Source organism: Nocardia sp. BMG111209, assembly GCF_000381925.1.
Taxonomy (GTDB): domain Bacteria; phylum Actinomycetota; class Actinomycetes; order Mycobacteriales; family Mycobacteriaceae; genus Nocardia.
This window is the reverse complement of record NZ_KB907308.1, coordinates 1-17,706: the sequence shown is the minus strand read 5'-3', so window position 1 is coordinate 17,706 and position 17,706 is coordinate 1. Positions and strand designations below refer to the sequence as shown.

The 17,706-nt window shown below is 65.6% G+C and carries 13 protein-coding genes and 1 rRNA gene; 11 read left to right on the top strand and 3 right to left on the bottom strand.

Annotated elements, in window-relative coordinates:
* The first annotated feature begins 304 nt into the window (after positions 1-304).
* The 3 genes from G361_RS0123475 to G361_RS0123465 all read left to right on the top strand — a co-directional run bounded on the left by G361_RS0123475 (position 305) and on the right by G361_RS0123465 (position 7,394).
* Positions 305-4,612, top strand: a complete 4,308-nt coding sequence (locus tag G361_RS0123475; RefSeq protein ID WP_155981749.1) for an LGFP repeat-containing protein — start codon at positions 305-307, stop codon at positions 4,610-4,612.
* A gap of 354 nt (positions 4,613-4,966) precedes the next feature.
* Positions 4,967-6,070: a tyrosine-type recombinase/integrase gene (locus G361_RS0123470; RefSeq protein WP_081635548.1), complete on the top strand. Its 1,104-nt coding sequence runs from the start codon at positions 4,967-4,969 to the stop codon at positions 6,068-6,070.
* Positions 6,071-6,194: 124 nt separating this feature from the next.
* Positions 6,195-7,394 carry a low temperature requirement protein A gene (locus G361_RS0123465; protein WP_019929555.1) on the top strand — a complete coding sequence of 400 codons (1,200 nt, stop codon included), beginning with the start codon at positions 6,195-6,197 and terminating at the stop codon, positions 7,392-7,394.
* A 21-nt stretch (positions 7,395-7,415) separates the two neighbouring features.
* Here the strand turns inward: G361_RS0123465 and G361_RS0123460 are convergent, their stop codons facing one another.
* Entirely contained in the window at positions 7,416-8,135 is a 720-nt protein-coding gene (locus G361_RS0123460) for a DsbA family oxidoreductase (RefSeq protein ID WP_019929554.1), read from the bottom strand.
* Positions 8,136-8,302: 167 nt separating this feature from the next.
* Here G361_RS0123460 and G361_RS0123455 point away from each other — a divergent pair, with 167 nt between their 5' ends.
* From G361_RS0123455 to G361_RS0123445, 3 genes are all read left to right on the top strand, one after another.
* Positions 8,303-9,496, top strand: coding sequence for an NAD(P)/FAD-dependent oxidoreductase (locus tag G361_RS0123455; protein WP_019929553.1), 1,194 nt, complete (start codon positions 8,303-8,305; stop codon positions 9,494-9,496).
* Complete coding sequence (locus G361_RS0123450; RefSeq protein WP_019929552.1) at positions 9,493-10,452, top strand: RNA polymerase sigma-70 factor; 960 nt, start codon at positions 9,493-9,495, stop codon at positions 10,450-10,452. Before G361_RS0123455 ends, G361_RS0123450 begins: the two co-directional genes overlap by 4 nt.
* 101 nt (positions 10,453-10,553) lie before the next feature.
* Entirely contained in the window at positions 10,554-10,862 is a 309-nt protein-coding gene (locus G361_RS0123445) for a DUF3761 domain-containing protein (RefSeq protein WP_231387080.1), read from the top strand.
* A 66-nt stretch (positions 10,863-10,928) separates the two neighbouring features.
* Here G361_RS0123445 and G361_RS44645 read toward each other — a convergent pair whose 3' ends face one another.
* Complete coding sequence (locus G361_RS44645; protein ID WP_019929550.1) at positions 10,929-11,423, bottom strand: Hsp20/alpha crystallin family protein; 495 nt, start codon at positions 11,421-11,423, stop codon at positions 10,929-10,931.
* Positions 11,424-11,591: 168 nt separating this feature from the next.
* Here G361_RS44645 and G361_RS0123435 point away from each other — a divergent pair, with 168 nt between their 5' ends.
* On the top strand, positions 11,592-12,215 hold the full coding sequence (locus G361_RS0123435; RefSeq protein ID WP_019929549.1) for a DNA-3-methyladenine glycosylase: 624 nt from the start codon (positions 11,592-11,594) through the stop codon (positions 12,213-12,215).
* A gap of 86 nt (positions 12,216-12,301) precedes the next feature.
* Here G361_RS0123435 and G361_RS0123430 read toward each other — a convergent pair whose 3' ends face one another.
* On the bottom strand, positions 12,302-13,972 hold the full coding sequence (locus G361_RS0123430) for a 2-isopropylmalate synthase (RefSeq protein WP_019929548.1): 1,671 nt from the start codon (positions 13,970-13,972) through the stop codon (positions 12,302-12,304).
* Between the two features lie 216 nt (positions 13,973-14,188).
* On the opposite strand from G361_RS0123430, the gene G361_RS0123425 reads away from it, so the two are divergent.
* The 4 genes from G361_RS0123425 to G361_RS0123410 form a co-directional block, all read left to right on the top strand.
* Complete coding sequence (locus G361_RS0123425) at positions 14,189-14,857, top strand: FadR/GntR family transcriptional regulator (RefSeq protein WP_019929547.1); 669 nt, start codon at positions 14,189-14,191, stop codon at positions 14,855-14,857.
* Positions 14,858-14,953: 96 nt separating this feature from the next.
* The gene (locus G361_RS0123420; protein ID WP_019929546.1) at positions 14,954-15,346 is read left to right on the top strand and encodes a DoxX family protein; all 393 of its coding nucleotides are present in this window, start codon (positions 14,954-14,956) and stop codon (positions 15,344-15,346) included.
* Between the two features lie 121 nt (positions 15,347-15,467).
* Positions 15,468-16,751 carry a tyrosine--tRNA ligase gene (gene tyrS, locus G361_RS0123415; RefSeq protein WP_019929545.1) on the top strand — a complete coding sequence of 428 codons (1,284 nt, stop codon included), beginning with the start codon at positions 15,468-15,470 and terminating at the stop codon, positions 16,749-16,751.
* 514 nt (positions 16,752-17,265) lie between these two features.
* Positions 17,266-17,706 (top strand): 16S ribosomal RNA (locus G361_RS0123410); the annotation flags it as partial.

Here is a 17,706-nt window from a genome sequence, read left to right as displayed (position 1 = left end):
ACGCGCCGCTGCGCACTTCGTACGCCGGGCGTATCGGCCATCGGACTCCTCTGGTAAGCGAAGGCTTGTATTTTCAAAAACCGACACTCGCCATCGTGGTCGACGCCATGAGCTGCTGTGCGGGACGCAACGTATAGCCGGGAAACTTGGGCGCCCGATACGCGATGTGATCTACTTCATGATATCGACGGAAGCTGTGGGATAATCGTTGCGCTGCGGACGGCCTCGCACGTCAGACCGGCGTGGTTCTGATCGACTCGATGGGCGCTGCAGTCGGCGATCGTTGCCTGGGGAAGGGGTTTCGATGGCAAGTATTCGTTTTGATACCAGCGGTCTGAGCTATCCCGATTTCGAGATAACCGGTGTGCTCACCTCCATCCTCGATGGCACCGCCGGTCCGGCAGTGTCGTTGGATCCGGGTAGTTATTTCTTTTGGCAAGGTGGGCCGGGTTTTTCCTTTGAGGTGACCTCGGCCGGACTGGTCGACTATGACACCGCGAACGACGGCTTTCTGAACGGTCGTGGGACCGACACGCTCACTGTCGTCGGCTATCCGGTCACGATGGACCTGACCGGGCTGTCACACGATTTGCGCCCTAATATCACTGGCGGCCCAAACGCGTTGACCCGCGATACGCCACACGAACTGCGATGGGTGCCGGGTGCCTACACATTCATCCTTGCGTGGGGATTGGCTGATTTCGGATTGACGCTGGCCGCAGACGGGCAACTGTCACTGTCGGATCCCGCGCTGTCCCGCTGTACGGAGATCAACGGGCATACGGTCACAGTCACTGGTTATCCGGTCACGTTCGACCTCAGTGTACTGTCGCACGACCTGCGCGCCGACCTGCTCGGCAACAGCGATGACGTCCTGTCCCGTGCCGCACCCCGGCAACTGAATCTGATCCCGGGCAGCTATGTGTACATTCTGGCCCGGGGGATGGCCGATTTCGGATTGACGCTGGCCACCGACGGGAAACTGTCGCTGTCCGACCCCGCCCTGGCCGGCTGCGCCGAGATCAACGGGAATACTCTCACCTTCACCGGTTATACGATTACGTTCGATCTGACGGCGTTGTCGCACGACCTGACTCCGGAAATGTTGGGGAATCCGGCAGCGCATTTGAGCAGGGTTGCGCCTCAGGAGTTGACGATGCTGCCCGGCTCGTACATGTATGTCCTGGCGCGGGGCATGGCGGATTTCGGTGTAACGGTCAGCCGAGGCGGTGAACTGAGCCTGGTCGATCCCGCCTTGGCGGGGTGCGCTCTAATCGCTGGCCACACCCTGACCTTCACCGGTTATACGATCACATTCGATCTCAAGGAATTGCCACATGATCTGATGCCGGAAATGCTGGGAAACCCGGGGGTTGTACTCCATCGGAACGCCATACAGCAGCTGACAATTGTGCCCGCTTCCTATGAGTTGAATTCCCCGGATCCGGCACTCACTCAATTTGCGTTCACGGTCACCACCCGGGGAACAATTGTCTATGATACGGGCCTGGACTGGTTGTTGAGCGGACAGGGAACGCACTGGTTGACCGTGAACGATTCCCCGAACGTCGCGGTCGGAGGCCTGATAGGCACGCGATGGCGGGAATGGGGAGCGGCCGCAGGTCCGTTCGGAGCACCGGCGGGACCGGAAGCACCTGTCGAAGGCGCAACCGCGGTCCGGCAACGGTTCGACGGCGGTGAAATACTCTGGGCACCCGATCAGGACATGGTTGTCAGCGTGGTCCGGCTCCGCAACGCCGCGTGTTTCATGTGGTCGTTTCCGTCGTTCGCGCAAAAGTACTTTCGATGCAATGTCCTGTTCAACGGTATATCGCAGGGTCTGGACGTCGACGAGACGGTCCAGCCGGCATTCCCCAGTTCCGATATGCACCTGTGGATGCGGATGCAGGGTTTCGGCGACTACGGGTTCACCGTCGCGAGCTTCGACGACAACGACCACACTGTGCACGGCTGGACCGAGCCCGTTCACCTAGCCTTCGCCGCGCCACCGGCGGGCGAGCCTCCGGCTCAGTCCTTTCCGGTCGATGGCCTGTTCGGCGAACGGTGGCAAGAATTGGGTGGCGCAGACGGCGCTCTGGGGCCACCGACGACGGCCGAGTTCGCCGATCCGCATGTCGCTACAACCAGGGTCCAGAACTTCGATCGGGGCGCCATACTGCGAGATCCGACGCTCGGCGACGGACTACTCGTGTCTGCTCATCAGGCTCACCAGTCGGTCGAGCTGAATTGGGGTGGAGCGGACACGCCGTTCGACCGCTTCCGGGTCGACATTTCTCGCGACGGAACTCCGTTTCGGACAATCACAATGGCCCAGACAGGCGATCAGGGCGTTGGAGTCGACGTCGAGGTAACGCGCCTGGACTGGGCGCGCACGGGCCGAGGCAGTGGAACGCTTCGATTCGGCCTCGAAACCGTCCCAGGTGACGCCACCTACACCATTCAGGTGTGGCCGGGTCTGGGTCCGCTCGGTACACCAGGCCTGTTCTCGCCATTTTCTGCCACGACACCGCTGTCCATCGCCTACAAGCAACCAGTTCTCGACGCACCATTGGATCCATTGCCAGCCGATGGTTCACCGGAAGCTGCGTACCGTTCCCATGCCGCACGCGCGAACGCCATCGCGAAATACTTCGTGCAGACTCAACGGCGAGCATTCCCTGTAGGGATGGCGAACGAGAACATCGGCGTCGAACTCCTCGCCCACTTCCACGTCCTGTCCAACGATCCCGAATTCCAGGTGTCGGGTGAACCCCTGCACCGAGCCGTGGTCCATTCCCTGCTCCGCACAACAATTCGCGGGCACGGTCAGATGGGAACTGGTTACGATAAGAAGAGCGCCCTCGGTGACATCGGAGGCTGGCCGATACTCGACCATACCCTCAACTTCGAATCGCGCCTGGGCGACTACGATATGGCGGTCAAGGGCCTCGTCGTTCTCGTGCGCCGCTACGTGGACATGCTGACCGCTGAGCAGATCGACTTTGTACTGCGTGACCTCCTGCCGCCGACCCTCGCAGGCCCGATAAACCCTGGGATCGAGTCCTACTCACTCAAAAGTGAGACGGGGTTCATCTTCCCGCCGCCGGCGCCGCCTGTAAGGTTCAATGCCATGACGATCCCGGAAACGGAAAACCATCTGCTCATGATCAACAGCAGCAAATACATCGTCAACGACATCCTCTTCGCCAAGAATCACGAACCCCAGCTCGACAATACGACCAATGGTGTGCGAGACTGGCTGCTCGATCACCTGCAGACCCTCGTCCGCTACGACTTCATGGAATTCAACGCTCGGCCATATCAGCGCCTGGCCCTTCACGCTCTTCTCAACCTCCACGAATTCGGTGATGAGAAGATATCGACAGCCGCGCGCCTCGTCCTGGACTACATCATGACGAAATTCGCGGTGTCCAGTAGCCGAGGACGCCGTATAGCCCCGTTCCGGCGGCTCAAGGAGCATGTAAACAATACCACCGACAACAACGACCTCATGGGGTTGAACACTGACCAGGTCGCGAAACTGTTCCTGACCTACACAGGTCCGATCGATGCCAACGGACGACCGGCACCTGTGTTCGTCGACAATTGGACATTCAACGGTGTCCTCGCCGGCCTGGCTCCGTATCGGCCCCCTGCTGCCGCATACCTGATCGCCATGACGGCGCATCCGCCGACTCAACACCGCTTCTATCACGGCAACAGACCCAAGATGACCGACTCCCCCGACCAGGCCGAAGGCGGGGTGGAGGTGTACTTCCGATCCACTTCGTTCCTGCTGACCGCAGGAGGTGTATGGCTCAACAGCGGATACGGGCACGACGACCTGACAGGGTATCCACAAGTCGCCATTGCTCAGTCCACCACGTTGATACCCTCCGCGGCCGATGCGACCTTCTCGGACCTCATTCGGTTCGACCCTTATCCGGACGAGCGCGATGCGGTCAACATAGGCGTGCATCTCGGGTTCGCCTGCGGTGCCAACCTCCGAGTCCCCGACCGATGGCCACAGCTGGTCGGCGCAACACCGGACGGCTCATGGCTGCTGCTGAACCTCGACGACAACACGCGTGCAGAACGCAGACTCGGCTTCTATGTGGCGATCTATCGCACATCCATCAGCGAACCGGATCGGGATCGCCTCAAGGCGACCTACGACACCGTTCCCGACAATTTTGGAATCCTCTACGCTGTGGAGGCTGCAACCATGGACTTCGCTACGTTCGCGGATCGGATAAAAACTCGGAACACGTCGTTGCCCACTGCATTCGAGTGGGGTGAGATCTATACCTTCTTCACCTCTGATGATTCAATGCAAACTATTGAATTCTGGATGCGGCCCGATCAACACAAATACATGCCGAGAGTCTTCAAAGTCAACGGCCAGATAGTCTTCCCGGTCGACGACCAGCCCAGCGTAGGCGCATTCCTGTCGCTTCCCTTGGCCGAAGGCCCATACCTGAAGTCACGGGAACATCAGGGTTACATCGAAATCCGCAGACCCGACCGTGATCCGGGCACGCCACCCCTTGTCCTCGACTTTCGAGATCCCCGAAATCCACTCCGAACCGGCGACAGCGAGAACTGGCCGTGACGTAACCGTCGGGTCGTTCAGGTATCCGAAGATTCCCGTCCCATCACGCACCGATACCGACAACGGCCCGTGGGTCGAAAGGTTCGAGAACAGCCCCGACCTTCAGATTCGATTCGATGAGGGTCTGCCGAGCTGGTGAACGAACGGACTGGCGCAGAAACAACGAGGTTCGACAAGTCCTTCTGCGGGCGCTGAGCTTGCATCAGTCGATGCCGTGCCCAGCTTCCGCGGAATACTCAGTGCCGTCGCCGGGGGCCACGACTTCTGAGCTGCCATCTGCCTTCTCCGTAGTGGGTAGGTGTCCAGGCCGCGAGGATCGTCGCTGTACGCAACGTCGAGCAGATCCGCGATGCGATGGCCTTCTCAGGCCGGCACCGTGCGTTCAACGGCGCTTACCGCAGGACATCGGGAATCGGTGCTACCAGCAAAGAATGCCTTGCAGACTTCGAACGGAACTTCGAGCAGAACCGCTCGAAAGGATCCGAACGCACACGCAAGATACGCAAGCAGACGTACCGCAAGTATGTGCGAGCGATCTACAAGCCGGACTCACCCCGGGCCAATCCGAACGCGATCAAACTGGGTCTGGAACTCGGGCATCTCGCCATCGGAGAGGTTGGCCGCCCGTCCTATCTGTACGACCACCTCGAGGATATCGCCGAGCTGTCCGTGGCCACGGCCAACATTCACCACATCATCCTGAACGAGGTGTTCAGGATCCTGACTCTGGGTGGCCTGTTCGATGTGAGTCCCACGACGCCGGTCCCGGAACCGGTGATCGAAGGGAACGCACGCGCACTGGAACAGGTGGAGCTGGATGGTTTCTTCGACCTGTTGATGGTGCGGCAGAAGCGAACTCGGTATCTGTTGCCGCTGTGCCTGACGTTGCTCGGTACCGGTGCCCGCAAGTCCGAAGCGCTCGCGATTCTGTGGTCGGACCTTCCCGATCTGGACGATCCGACTGCGTCGACGGCACTGCTGCACGTCCATGCCACGGTCATCGCCGGTAGTGGAGGCCCGTCGTTCCGGCAGCTGGCACGCAAACGTGGCCCTGCCTATTACCTGACCCTGCCGGAGTGGCTGACCACCGTGCTGCGGGTATGGAAGGCGCGAGTTTGCCCGACAGATCCGGACACACCTGTGTTCCTGTCTCAACGTGGCGGGATGATTGCTCCCGGCACCGCCGACACGGCGTTGAGCACCGCGACAGCTGATTCGCCGTTCGAGTGGGTGCTTTTCGGCAACTTCCGGGACACCGTCGCGACCCATGTCGCGGGCGTGACAGGCGACTCGAGATGTGCTAGTGCGCAATTGGGGCACTCCGAGGACTCGACAGTGGCCACCCGGCACTACATCGACAGCCGCGGATACGTCCAGCGCGTGGTCGACTACTCCGGCCCGCTGAGCAGCCTCCAGCCGGCGAAAACTGGAACAAAACTGGAATTTCTGGCCGCGTGAGTCCGTATGGACCACTTTCGGGCCGCGTGCCGGGCCCTCGGACAGCCGGAACCGACCGGACAGCGAACTGCGAGACACTATTTCCGCTCGCGCCCACCCACATCCGTCGTTTACCCTCACCCGCGTGAGCAACGAGGTATCCGACCAGGTAGAAGACGCCGCCGAAGGCGGGCAACTCCGCGCCTCCACCCTGGAGCTGTTCTTCGACCTGGTGTTCGTCTTCACCATCACCCAGCTGACCCACGCCTTCAGCGAACATCCGGGCTGGCTCGAACTCGGCCGCGTGGCACTGATGTTCGGCGTAATCTGGTGGATGTATTCGGGCTATGTCTTCCTCACCAACGAGGTGGCTCCGAGCAGTACGGTGCGTCGCAGCTGGCTGCTGGTGGGGATGCTGGGGTTCTTCGTCGTGGCGCTCGCGGTGCCGGAGGCGTTCACCGGGTCGGGGCTGGCGTTCGGTATCGGCTACTTCGTGGTGAACACCGTGCACACCGGGCTGTTCTACTCCAACGGTGGCCGGTCGGCGAGTTCGGCGATTCTCCGGATCGCGCCGATGAATCTGCTGTCGGCCGGGCTGGTGCTCGCCGGTGGGCTGGTGCACGGGTGGCCCCGCTCTCTGATCTGGGGTGCGGCGCTGGCGGTGCAGATCGTCACCCCGTATCTCGTGGACACCGGTGGATTCGTCATCCGCGCAAGCCATTTCGCCGAGCGGCACGGGCTGGTGATCATCGTCGCGCTGGGCGAATCGGTGGTCGCCGTCGGCGCCGCGCTCGCGGGCGAGGAGATCAGCGTCGGGTTGGTGACGACGGTCGCGCTCGGGCTGGGGCTGGCCTACGTATTGTGGTGGGCCTATTTCGGTTTCGACGACGAGCGTGGTGAGCTGGCGCTGGAGGCCCTGCCCCGGACCGAGCGGGTGCGGCCGGCGGTACTGGCCTACGGCTATTCGATGTTTCCGCTGTTGATCGGAATCATCGTGACAGCGGCCGGAATTCGGCTGACCGTGGCGCACGGGCACGGCGCGTCGAGTTGGCCTGCGGCATGGGCGTTGTCGGGCGGCGTCGCGTTGTTCTTCCTGGGGCAGACGCTGTTCCGGACGACGTTGCGTCTGCCGCGGGCCTGGACCAGGCTGGCCGCGGTGCCGTTCACGTTGGCGACGGCGCCGATCGGGGCCACCTGGGCCGGGTGGGCACAGCTGGCCGTCCTGTTGGTGGTCGCCTTCCTCGCCGTGGTGGCCGACGACTACATCAGCCTGCGCCGCGGCGACAGCAGCACCTACGTCAGCCCCGCGACCGCCGTGCTGCGCGTGGTCCGTCGCGACGCCTGAGCGGCGCGACGGACCGCCACCTCAGCCCCGATCCGGAAGCGCGCACCCATCGGGCCCGCAGGCGTCCGCGTCACCGACGACCTCCAGGGCCGGCGCGTGGTCGGACCACGCCCGCTCCAGCACCTGGCCGAACACCTCGGCCGGCTGCGCACCGGAAACACCGTATTTGCGATCGAAGACGAAGAACGGAACCCCGGTGGCGCCGAGGCGCGCGGCCTCCCGCTCGTCGTCGCGGACCGCATCGGCGTAGGCATCCGGATCGGCGAGCACCGCGCGGACGTCCGCCTCGTCGAAACCCGCTTCGACCGCCAGCTCCACCAGCCGCTCCGAATCGCCGAACAACGGCCGGGCCTCGGCGAAATTGCCGCGGTACAGCGCGTCGAGCATCGCCTCCTGCTTGCCGCGGGCCAGCGCGTACTGCAGGAGCCGGTGCATGTCGAAACTGTTGCCGAGGTCGCGGCCCGACGTCCGGTAGGGGAGGCCCATCGCCTCGGCCTGCGCACCCAGGCCGCGTTCGTTCGCCTCGGCCTGCGCCTCGCTGATGCCGTATTTGTTCGCGATGTGCGGGACCACGGCCTCGCTGTGCCCGGCGGGCATGGTCGGATCGAGCTCGAACGACCTGTGCACCACCTGCACGGCCTCCCGATGCGCGAACCCGTGCAGCGCCTCCTCGAACCGGCGTTTGCCCAGGTAGCAGAACGGGCAATTGATGTCGGTCCAGATCTCGACCTGCACTGTCATGGAATCCTCGCTGGTTCGGTGGCACTGTGCTCCGATCGAGTCAACCCGCGCGAGTGGTATCGCTGTTCCGGACAGTGACGTGCGTCACGCAAACGGGGTGTCACGGACGGACCGCCTGCCTTGTCCCATGGCCGACATCGAATCCACCACCCCCTCCGGGAGTCACGATGAACGCCACCCCGACCCACGAGATCGTCGTCCTCGGCGCCGGCTACACCGGCATGATGGCCACCGTCCGCCTGGCCCACCGCACCCGTCGCCTGCCGGTGCACATCACCCTGGTCAACCCGTCCGAGCGGTTCACCGAACGGCTGCGCAGCCATCAGATCGCCACCGGCCAGGAACTCGCCGACCTGCGCATTCCCGAGGCGCTCGCCGATACCGGCGTCGATTTCCGGCGCGCGTGGGCTACCGCGATCGACACCGCCGCGCACCGCGTCACCCTCGACGACGGCACCGAACTGCCCTACGACACCCTGATCTACGCCCTGGGCAGCAGCGCCGACACCGATCGCGTGCCCGGTGCCACCGAACACGCCTGGACCATGAACACCCCGCAGTTCGCCCGCGGTTTCGCCGGACAGCTCGCCGCCCTGGCCGAGGCCGGCGGCACGGTCACCGTCGTCGGCGCCGGACTGACCGGTATCGAGGCCGCCACCGAGATCGCCGACAGCCATCCCGGTGTCACGGTCACGATGATCGGCACCGGCGAACCCGGCGCGATGATGGGCCCGAAGGCCCGCGCGTACCTGGTCCGCGCACTGGATCGCTTCGGCATCAACCGCCGCGTCGGCGCGCAGGTCGTGAAGGTGCTGCCGGATGCCGTCGAATTGGACACCGGCGAGATCCTGCCGTCGGACCTCATCCTCTGGACCGCGGGCGTGCGGGCCCCCGCGCTGGCCGCCGCGGCCGGGATCGACACCGACGCCCAGGGCGCGATCGTCACCGATGCCACCCTGCGCTCGGTCTCGCATCCGGATGTCTACGCCGTCGGCGACGCCGCCTCGGTCCGCCAGCCGTGGGGGCACATCCACGGCACCTGCCAGAGCGGTATGCCCATCGCCGCGTATGTGGCCGACACCGTCGCGCGGCGGCTGCGCGGCAAGGAGGTGAAGCCGTTCCGCTTCGGCTACATCCACCAGCCGGTGAGCCTGGGCCGCAAGGACGGCGTCATCCAGTTCACCCGCGGCGACGACACGCCCGGTCCCTGGTATCTGACCGGTCGTGCGGCGGTGCGCTACAAGGAGTTCGTGAGCTCGAGCCCGTGGCCCACGTTCCGGCTGAGCCGGCGGATCTCGATCCCCGCGAAGTTCTCCACCGGAGCCCGCGCCGCCGCCCGAGCGGCGAAGGCCACGGCGTGATCTCTTCGGCGCGACCGGATTCCGGTCGCGCCGAACACCGTTCGGATCCGTTCACCCTGGGAGACGATGACATCGTGCACGACGACCTTCCCGACCCGTTCCTCGAGCATCGGCGCCTGCTGTTCGGCACCGCGTACCGGATGCTCGGCACGGTCACCGATGCCGAGGACATCCTGCAGGACGCGTGGCTGAAATGGCGTGAGGTGGACCGTGATTCGGTCCAGCATCCGAAATCCTACCTGGTGCGCACGGTGACCAACCTGTCGCTGAACCGCCTCACCTCCGCCCGGGCCACCCGGGAGAACTATGTCGGTCCGTGGCTGCCCGAGCCGCTGCTGACCGCGCCGAACGCCGCCGAGGAGTCCGAGATGGCCGACACCGTATCGACCGCGATGCTGGTCCTGCTGGAAACCCTGACCCCGGTGGAACGCGCGATCTTCGTGCTGCGCGAGGTGTTCGGCTTCTCCCATGCCGAGATCGCCGGATTCCTCGACCGTCCGGAGGCGACCGTCCGCCAGATCGCGCATCGGGCCCGCAGCCACGTGCAGTCCCGTCGTCCGCGCTTCGACTCCGATTCCACTGCGCGCGAAGAGATCACGCGGAAGTTCCTCGCCGCGGCGCACGGCGGCGATGTGAACGCCCTCATGGAACTGCTCGCCCCCGACGTCACGCTGTGGAACGACGGTGGTGGCAAGGTCACCGCGGCCCGCCGCCCGCTGTTCGGTCCCGATCACGTCGCCCGCTGGCTGCTCGGTGCGATGGCCAAGCCCAGTTCGGCCGGCGCGCGGCTCGAGCCGGCGATCATCAACGACGAACTCGGCCTGCTCGTGGTGCTCGGCGAATATCGCGGCGGCGCGATCACCTACGAGATCGTCGACGGCCGCCTGCAACACATCTGGTTCCAGGTGAATCCGGAGAAACTGACCGGTCTGCAGCTGCCCGAGTCCGAACGGTGACCTGATATTCGCCGTGCGGCAACGCTCGGGCGAATAGAGTTGCGGCGGTCTCGGCCCGAGCGTCCGGGCCGGAAGTTTGCACAGCCGTAGGAGTTTCACCAGTGAAGAACGAAATGCGTTGCGCCGATGTCCGTTTATGGCGCATCGTGCTGATCGCCGGCATCTTCGTGACCGGTGCCACCCTGGTCACCCCGGCGGCGGAGGCCGCGCCGGCCTTCGTCTCCTGCCCCACGGGCGACTACGAGAACGTCGACCACGCCTGCGTGCAGCGGCCCGAGCAATCACAGACCGTGCCGGCCGGCGCGACGGTCCAATGCCGGGACGGCGAGTACAGCTTCGCCCAGCACCATCGCGGCGCCTGCTCCGGGCACGGCGGTGTGGACCACTGGCTCGCGAGCGTGCCGAACTGAGGCCAGACCGACGATTTCGGCCCGGCAGCGTACTGCCGGGCCGAAATCACTTGCCGTGGAGCGCGATTACTCGCTCTGCTCCGTGGTGGACGCCACCGCGCGCGGCGCCGCGCCGCGCACCTCGATCTTGCGGGCGGCCGGCTTCGGCGCCGTGACCTCGCGCACCCGGATCCGCAGGATGCCGTCGGCCTGCTCGGCCTCGATGGCATCGGCGGTGACGTGCTCGGGGAGCGCGAACTCGCGCCGGAACGAGCCGGTGCGGATCTCGCGGATCAGCACACCGTCCTTGTCGGTGGACTGCTCCTCACGACGCTGACCGGTGACGCGCAGCCGATGATCGGCGACCTCGACCGCCACGTCCTCGGCGGCGACACCCGGAAGTTCCAGGGTGACAACCACATCGGCCCCGTCCCGGGCGACGTCGGCGGCCGGTACGAAACCGGCGTGCGCCGGCCCGGCGCCGGCGAAGGCCCGCCGCACGATGGTGTCGAAATCCCCGTCGACCTGGCGCAGGAGCGCGGTGAACGGGTCCCAGCTGGTTCGGCGAACTGCAATAGCCATGGCGATTCTCCTGATCGTGTACCTGTCGTCCGGCCGAGTCCCGGAATTAGCACTCGGCCTCTGAGAGTGCTAACGGATGAGGTTCCCGCGATGTTCCCGCGCAGGTGGGAGACATGTGCACCCCCGGTGATCGACCCGGTTCGCGGCGATGCGAAAGAATGGACCGCCGTGTCGGCTGAAGAACTCGCCGTCGACCCGACGACGGCGGCGCGGCGCCTGCTGGGCGCGACCCTGCGCTCCGGTCCCGTCGCGGTGCGCATCGTCGAGGTGGAGGCGTACGGCGGCGACCCGGCCGGCCCCTGGCCCGACCCGGCGTCGCACTCCGGACGCGGTCGTACCCGCCGCAGCACGGTCATGTTCGGCCCGCCGGGCTTCCTCTACGTGTACTTCAGCTACGGAATGCACACCTGCATCAACGTCACGACGGGTCCGGACGGTACCGCGAGCGCCGTCCTGCTCCGCTCCGGCGAGGTGATCACCGGCCACGCCACGGCCCGCAGCCGCCGGCCCACGGCCCGCACCGACGCCGACCTGGCCCGCGGCCCCGGCAATCTCGGCAGCGCCCTCGGAATCACGTTGACCGACTACGGAACCCCGCTCCTGGACCCCGCCTCCGAAATCCGCCTGGAGCTACCCCCCATCCCACTCGACCCTGCCGAGATCGCGACCGGCCCCCGCGTCGGCGTCAGCCTCGCCGCCGACCGCCCCTGGCGCTTCTGGCTCCCCGCCTCCACCGCGGTCTCCACCTACCGCCGCAGCCCCCGAGCCCCCGCCGTCGGCCGATCCGCCTGACCCGGACCGATTGTCGCCGCCGCTGAGGGGCGGCAGGTCGAGGGCGTTCACTCTCCGGGACCGGAATGTGAACGCCCCCGGGCACGTCAGTGAACCTGCACCGTCCGGCGTTCCGGCAGAGTCGATTCGGCGACGGCGATGACCGCGTTCAGCGCCGCGCAGACAGTGGTCTCGCCGAAACCGATGACCCAGTGGACTTTTCCGGCGATCCGGTATTCCAGATAGGCGACCGCGGAGCCGTCACGACGGGTCTGGTGGGTCACCGAGAGCACCTCGATATCCGAGGCGAATTCGGCCGCCAGCGATTCCGCGAGTGCGGCGACCGGAACGCGGTATTCGCGGCTCACCCCGTCGACGTCGAGGTTCAGGTGTACCTCGGTGGCCTGAACAGTGCAGTCGGACAAGCCGATTCGACCGCCAGTGGGGGAGTAGGCGGTGGTCAGCAGATCGAGGAGTGTGGCCGCGGAGATCTCGGCGCCGGTGTCGTCGGTGCGCCGTTGCACGTGGTGCGCGAAGTCGATCTGCAACCGCCGGGGCAGATCCAGTCCGTACTCGGTCTGCAACAGGTAGGCGATCCCGCCCTTGCCGGATTGCGAGTTCACCCGGATCACCGCATCGTAGGAACGGCCGACATCGGCCGGATCGATCGGCAGATACGGTACCTGCCAAGCGATCTCGCGCTCGGAACGGCCCAGGCGGGCGGCCCGCTCGCGATGTTCGGCGAAACCCTTCTTGATCGCGTCCTGGTGGGTGCCGGAGAAGGCCGTGTACACCAGATCGCCCACGTACGGGTGTCGTTCGGGTACCGGCATCCGGGTGCAGTACTCCACGGTGCGCCGGATCGCGTCGATATCCGAGAAGTCGATCATCGGATCCACGCCCTGCGCATGGAGATTCAGCGCGAGGGTGGCGATGTCGACGTTGCCGGTGCGCTCACCGTTGCCGAAGATGCAGCCCTCCACCCGTTGCGCCCCGGCCAGCACAGCCAGTTCCGCACAGGCGATTCCGGTGCCGCGGTCGTTGTGGGGGTGCACCGACAGGATCACGCTGTCGCGCCGGGCGAGGTTGCGGTGCATGTACTCGATCTGATCCGCGTACACGTTCGGCGTCGCGACCTCCACGGTCGCGGGCAGATTCAGGATCACCGGCCGCCGGGGCGTGGCATCCCAGAGCGCGGTCATCTCCTCGCACACCGCCAGCACGTAATCCGGTTCGGTGAGCATGAACACCTCGGGGGAGAACTCGAATCGGATGTTCTCCCGATCGCCGGCCAGTTCCAGGATGTCCCGGCCACCGTCGCGGATCAGTTCCGCGACCTCGGCGCGGGAGCGGCCCAGCACCACGTCCCGCCACACGGGGGCGGTGGCCGTGTACATGTGGATCACCACATCGTTGGTGAGACCGGCCACCGATTCCATCGTGCGCTCGATGAGATCCCTTCGCGCAGGGGTGAATACGACGATCGTCACATCCTCCGGCGCCAGGCCGGCGGTACCGATCAGGCGGACGAAGTCGAAGTCGGTCTGTGAGGCGCTGGGGTAGCCGACCTCGATCTCCTTGTAGCCCATGGTGACCATGAGTTCGAAGAACCGGCGCTTACGGTCCGGATCCATCGGTTCGGCGAGGGCCTGGTTGCCGTCACGCAGATCGACCGGAACCCACAAGGGGGCCGCGGTGATCCGGTTGGCCGGCCAGTGCCGGTCCGTCAGTGGTACCGAAACCTTGTGGTAGACATCGGAATACCGATGCGAGGGCATGACGGAAGTACGCTGGCGATTCCAGTGGGAAGTCATGATTGTCGGCGAGTGCTTTCGCGTCGAAGGGGTCGACCGGCGCAGCACAGTGGCCCGCGAGCGGGGTGCCGGTCGTGTCAGACCCCGCCGCGGCGGAGAAGGAGAAGCAGCACACCCTGAGCCATGTGGCCTACACTAGACGGCGATAACTCCTCAGACAAGTAGAGAGGTTGGAACGCCGTGCCGCATGTCCGGAGGCATCCGCTGGCCGCGCAGGCCGCCGAGGTTCTGCTGGGGCGGATCCGCGCCGGGGAGTGGCCGCTCGGGCACCGGCTGCCGGGTGAGACCACCCTCGCGGCCCAGCTGGGGGTGGGCCGTTCGACGCTGCGCGAGGCGATTCGCGAGCTCGCCGGTCAAGGGGTGCTGGAGAGCCGGCAGGGCGCCGGCGTCTTCGTGACCGCGGTCGACGTGGTGGAGGACTGGGAGGCGGTGCTGCGCCGCGCCGACATCGTCACGGTGATCGAGGCCCGGCTGGCGATCGAGGCGGAGGCCGCGGCGCTGGCCGCCACCCGCCGCACCCCCGCGGATCTGCGGGCCATGCGCCGCGCGCTCACCGAGCGGGCCGCGGCCGGCGATCCGGTCGAGGATCTCGTCGACGCCGACACCGCCTTCCATCGCACGGTCATCGTCGCCGCCCACAACGATGTACTGCTCCAGATGTTCGACGCGTTCGTACCGCGCCTGCACCACGCGATGGTCGACATGCTGCGCATCCGCCCGCTGGCCGACCCGCATGCCGACCACGACGCGCACGAGCGGCTGTTCGAGGCGATCCGGGCCCGCGCCGCCGAGACCGCCGCCACCGCCAGCCGGGTCCATCTGACCGCGCTGAAAACTGCCTTCGCCTGAATCCGCCCGGGTGCGATGAATTTCCGGGGCGGCCCCCGTCTTTATCGGTGAGTGCGTTCGACAGCCGAACTGCCAAGCACCGGAAGGACATTCGCTATGACCACCGCCGCCGTCACCCAGAACCCCGCCCAGCCCCGCAAGATTCGCAATCGGGTCCTGTGGACCCTGCAGATCCTGCTGGGACTGTTCTTCATCCTCGCCTCCGGCCTGCCGAAGCTCGTCGGCCAGGCCGATGCGGTGCGCTCCTTCCAGGACATCGGCTGGGGCGAGTGGTACCGCTACTTCGTCGGCGTGGTCGAGGTCTCCGGTGGTATCGGCCTGCTGGTGCCGCGGCTGAGCGGCCTCGCCGCCGCCGGGCTGGCGATCGTCACGGTGTGCGCGGCAGCCACCCAGGCGTTCCAGCTGGGCAGCCCGGGCCTGGCGGTGTTCCCGCTGGTCCTGGCCGTGATCTTCGCCTGGATCGCCCGCGAGCGCCTCACCGCTCGCTGAAAATCGCTCGACCCGCCCGCACCGCCTCCGGCACTTCTGTCGGAGGCGGGGCGGCCGTTGCGCGCGACGGGCGGCGACCTGCGCAGAGCCGATCCGGCGACGTGCGGAAAGATAGGACGACGTGAGCGTCGACATCATCGATGAACTGACCTGGCGTGGGCTGATCGCACAGTCCACCGACATGGACGCCCTGCGGGCGGAGACGGCGAAGGGACCGATCACCCTCTATGCCGGATTCGACCCGACCGCGGCGAGCTTGCATGCCGGGCACCTGGTGCCGCTGCTCGCGCTGAAGCGTTTCCAGGCCGCCGGCCACCGGCCGGTCGTGCTCGCCGGTGGCGCCACCGGCCTGATCGGCGACCCGCGCGACGTCGGCGAGCGCGTCATGAACTCGACCGACACCGTCGCCGAATGGGCGGGCCGTATCCGCGGGCAGCTGGAGCGCTTCGTCGACCTGGGCGACGGCCCGAATGCCGCGATCATCGTGAACAACATGGACTGGACCGGTCCGCTGAGCACCGTCAGCTTCCTGCGCGACATCGGCAAGCATTTCTCGGTGAACGTCATGCTGGCCCGGGACACCGTCAAGCGGCGGCTCGAGGGTGAGGGCATCTCCTACACGGAGTTCAGCTACATGCTGTTGCAGGCGAACGACTTCCTGCAGCTGCGCCGCAACCACGGCTGCCGGCTACAGGTCGGCGGGTCGGACCAGTGGGGCAACATCATCGCCGGTGTCGAGCTGAATCGCCGGGTCGACGGCGAACACGTGCACGCGCTGACCGTGCCGCTGGTCACCTCGGCCGACGGCAAGAAGTTCGGCAAGTCGACCGGCGGCGGCAGCCTGTGGCTCGATCCGGAGATGACCAGCCCGTACGCCTGGTACCAGTACTTCGTGAACACCGGCGACGCCGATGTGGTCCGGTACCTGCGCTGGTTCACCTTCCTGGATCGCGACGAACTGACCGAACTCGAGCAGGCGACCGCCGAGCGACCGCACGCCCGCGAGGCGCAGCGCCGGCTCGCCGCCGAGATGACGACGCTCGTGCACGGTGAGGCGAACACCCGCGCGGTACAGCTGGCCAGTCAGGCACTGTTCGGCCGGGGTGATCTGCAGGAACTGGACGAATCGACGCTGTCGGCCGCGCTCTCCGAGGCCGCCACCGACGGTGAGGTCCCGGCGGCCACCGCGGAGGCGACCATCGTGGATCTGTTGGTGGCCTCGGGCCTGTCGGACAGCCGGGGCGCGGCGCGTCGCGCGGTCAACGAAGGCGGCGCGTCGGTGAACAACACCCGGATCTCCGATCCCGACTGGATCCCCGGAGACTCCGACTACCTGCACGGACGCTGGCTCGTCCTGCGTCGCGGCAAGAAGAACTTCGCCGGGGTCGTCCGCGCCGGCCGCTGACGACGGGCATGACCTGGGTCACATTCCCGCGGCCCAGGTCCGGTCACCCTTCGGTGACGTCGCCGTGACCAGCGCAAACGCTCGCTGTCTTGGGGATTTGACGCCGCGTTTTCCGACACGTAACTTAGTCCAAGTCAGAGCGACACGGACGCCGACCGGGGCCGAGAGGCCCACGGAAACGAGGCCGGACGATGAGCGCCTGGCCGTCATGCAAGGCCCACGACACCCGGAGCTTGACTCCCTGGGGTGAAGTGGTTAGGCTGGAAAAGTTGCCTCCTCAGAAGGTCGGTTAGTCCGGCTGGATGGTGAGTGCGCCTGTTCTTTGAGAACTCAATAGTGTGTCGATGAATGTCAGTGCCAAATATTTTTGGTTCCGGTTTCTCATACCCCCGTGTGGGGGACTGGACATTTAGTCAGCTTTTTTGAGCTGGCGTTGTTTTTGAATGTCGGGTTTTCGGACTCTGGCCTTTGAATTTTTCTGATTCGCCTGCTTCGGTGGGTGTTTCGAGAGTCTTCAACGGAGAGTTTGATCCTGGCTCAGGACGAACGCTGGCGGCGTGCTTAACACATGCAAGTCGAGCGGTAAGGCCTTCGGGTACACGAGCGGCGAACGGGTGAGTAACACGTGGGTGATCTGCCTCGTACTCTGGGATAAGCCTGGGAAACTGGGTCTAATACCGGATAGGACTACTGGATGCATGTCTGGTGGTGGAAAGATTTATCGGTGCGAGATGGGCCCGCGGCCTATCAGCTTGTTGGTGGGGTAATGGCCTACCAAGGCGACGACGGGTAGCCGACCTGAGAGGGTGACCGGCCACACTGGGACTGAGACACGGCCCAGACTCCTACGGGAGGCAGCAGTGGGGAATATTGCACAATGGGCGGAAGCCTGATGCAGCGACGCCGCGTGAGGGATGACGGCCTTCGGGTTGTAAACCTCTTTCGACAGGGACGA

What these genes read in the sequence shown, in the direction of transcription:
- G361_RS0123475 (WP_155981749.1), top strand. Translation starts at nt 305, where the DNA reads ATGGCAAGTATTCGTTTTGATACCAGCGGTCTGAGCTATCCCGATTTC.
- G361_RS0123460 (WP_019929554.1), bottom strand. Translation starts at nt 8,135, where the DNA reads ATGACAGTGCAGGTCGAGATCTGGACCGACATCAATTGCCCGTTCTGC.
- G361_RS0123420 (WP_019929546.1), top strand. Translation starts at nt 14,954, where the DNA reads ATGACCACCGCCGCCGTCACCCAGAACCCCGCCCAGCCCCGCAAGATT.
- G361_RS0123470 (WP_081635548.1), top strand. Translation starts at nt 4,967, where the DNA reads ATGGCCTTCTCAGGCCGGCACCGTGCGTTCAACGGCGCTTACCGCAGG.
- G361_RS0123430 (WP_019929548.1), bottom strand. Translation starts at nt 13,972, where the DNA reads ATGCCCTCGCATCGGTATTCCGATGTCTACCACAAGGTTTCGGTACCA.
- G361_RS44645 (WP_019929550.1), bottom strand. Translation starts at nt 11,423, where the DNA reads ATGGCTATTGCAGTTCGCCGAACCAGCTGGGACCCGTTCACCGCGCTC.
- G361_RS0123455 (WP_019929553.1), top strand. Translation starts at nt 8,303, where the DNA reads ATGAACGCCACCCCGACCCACGAGATCGTCGTCCTCGGCGCCGGCTAC.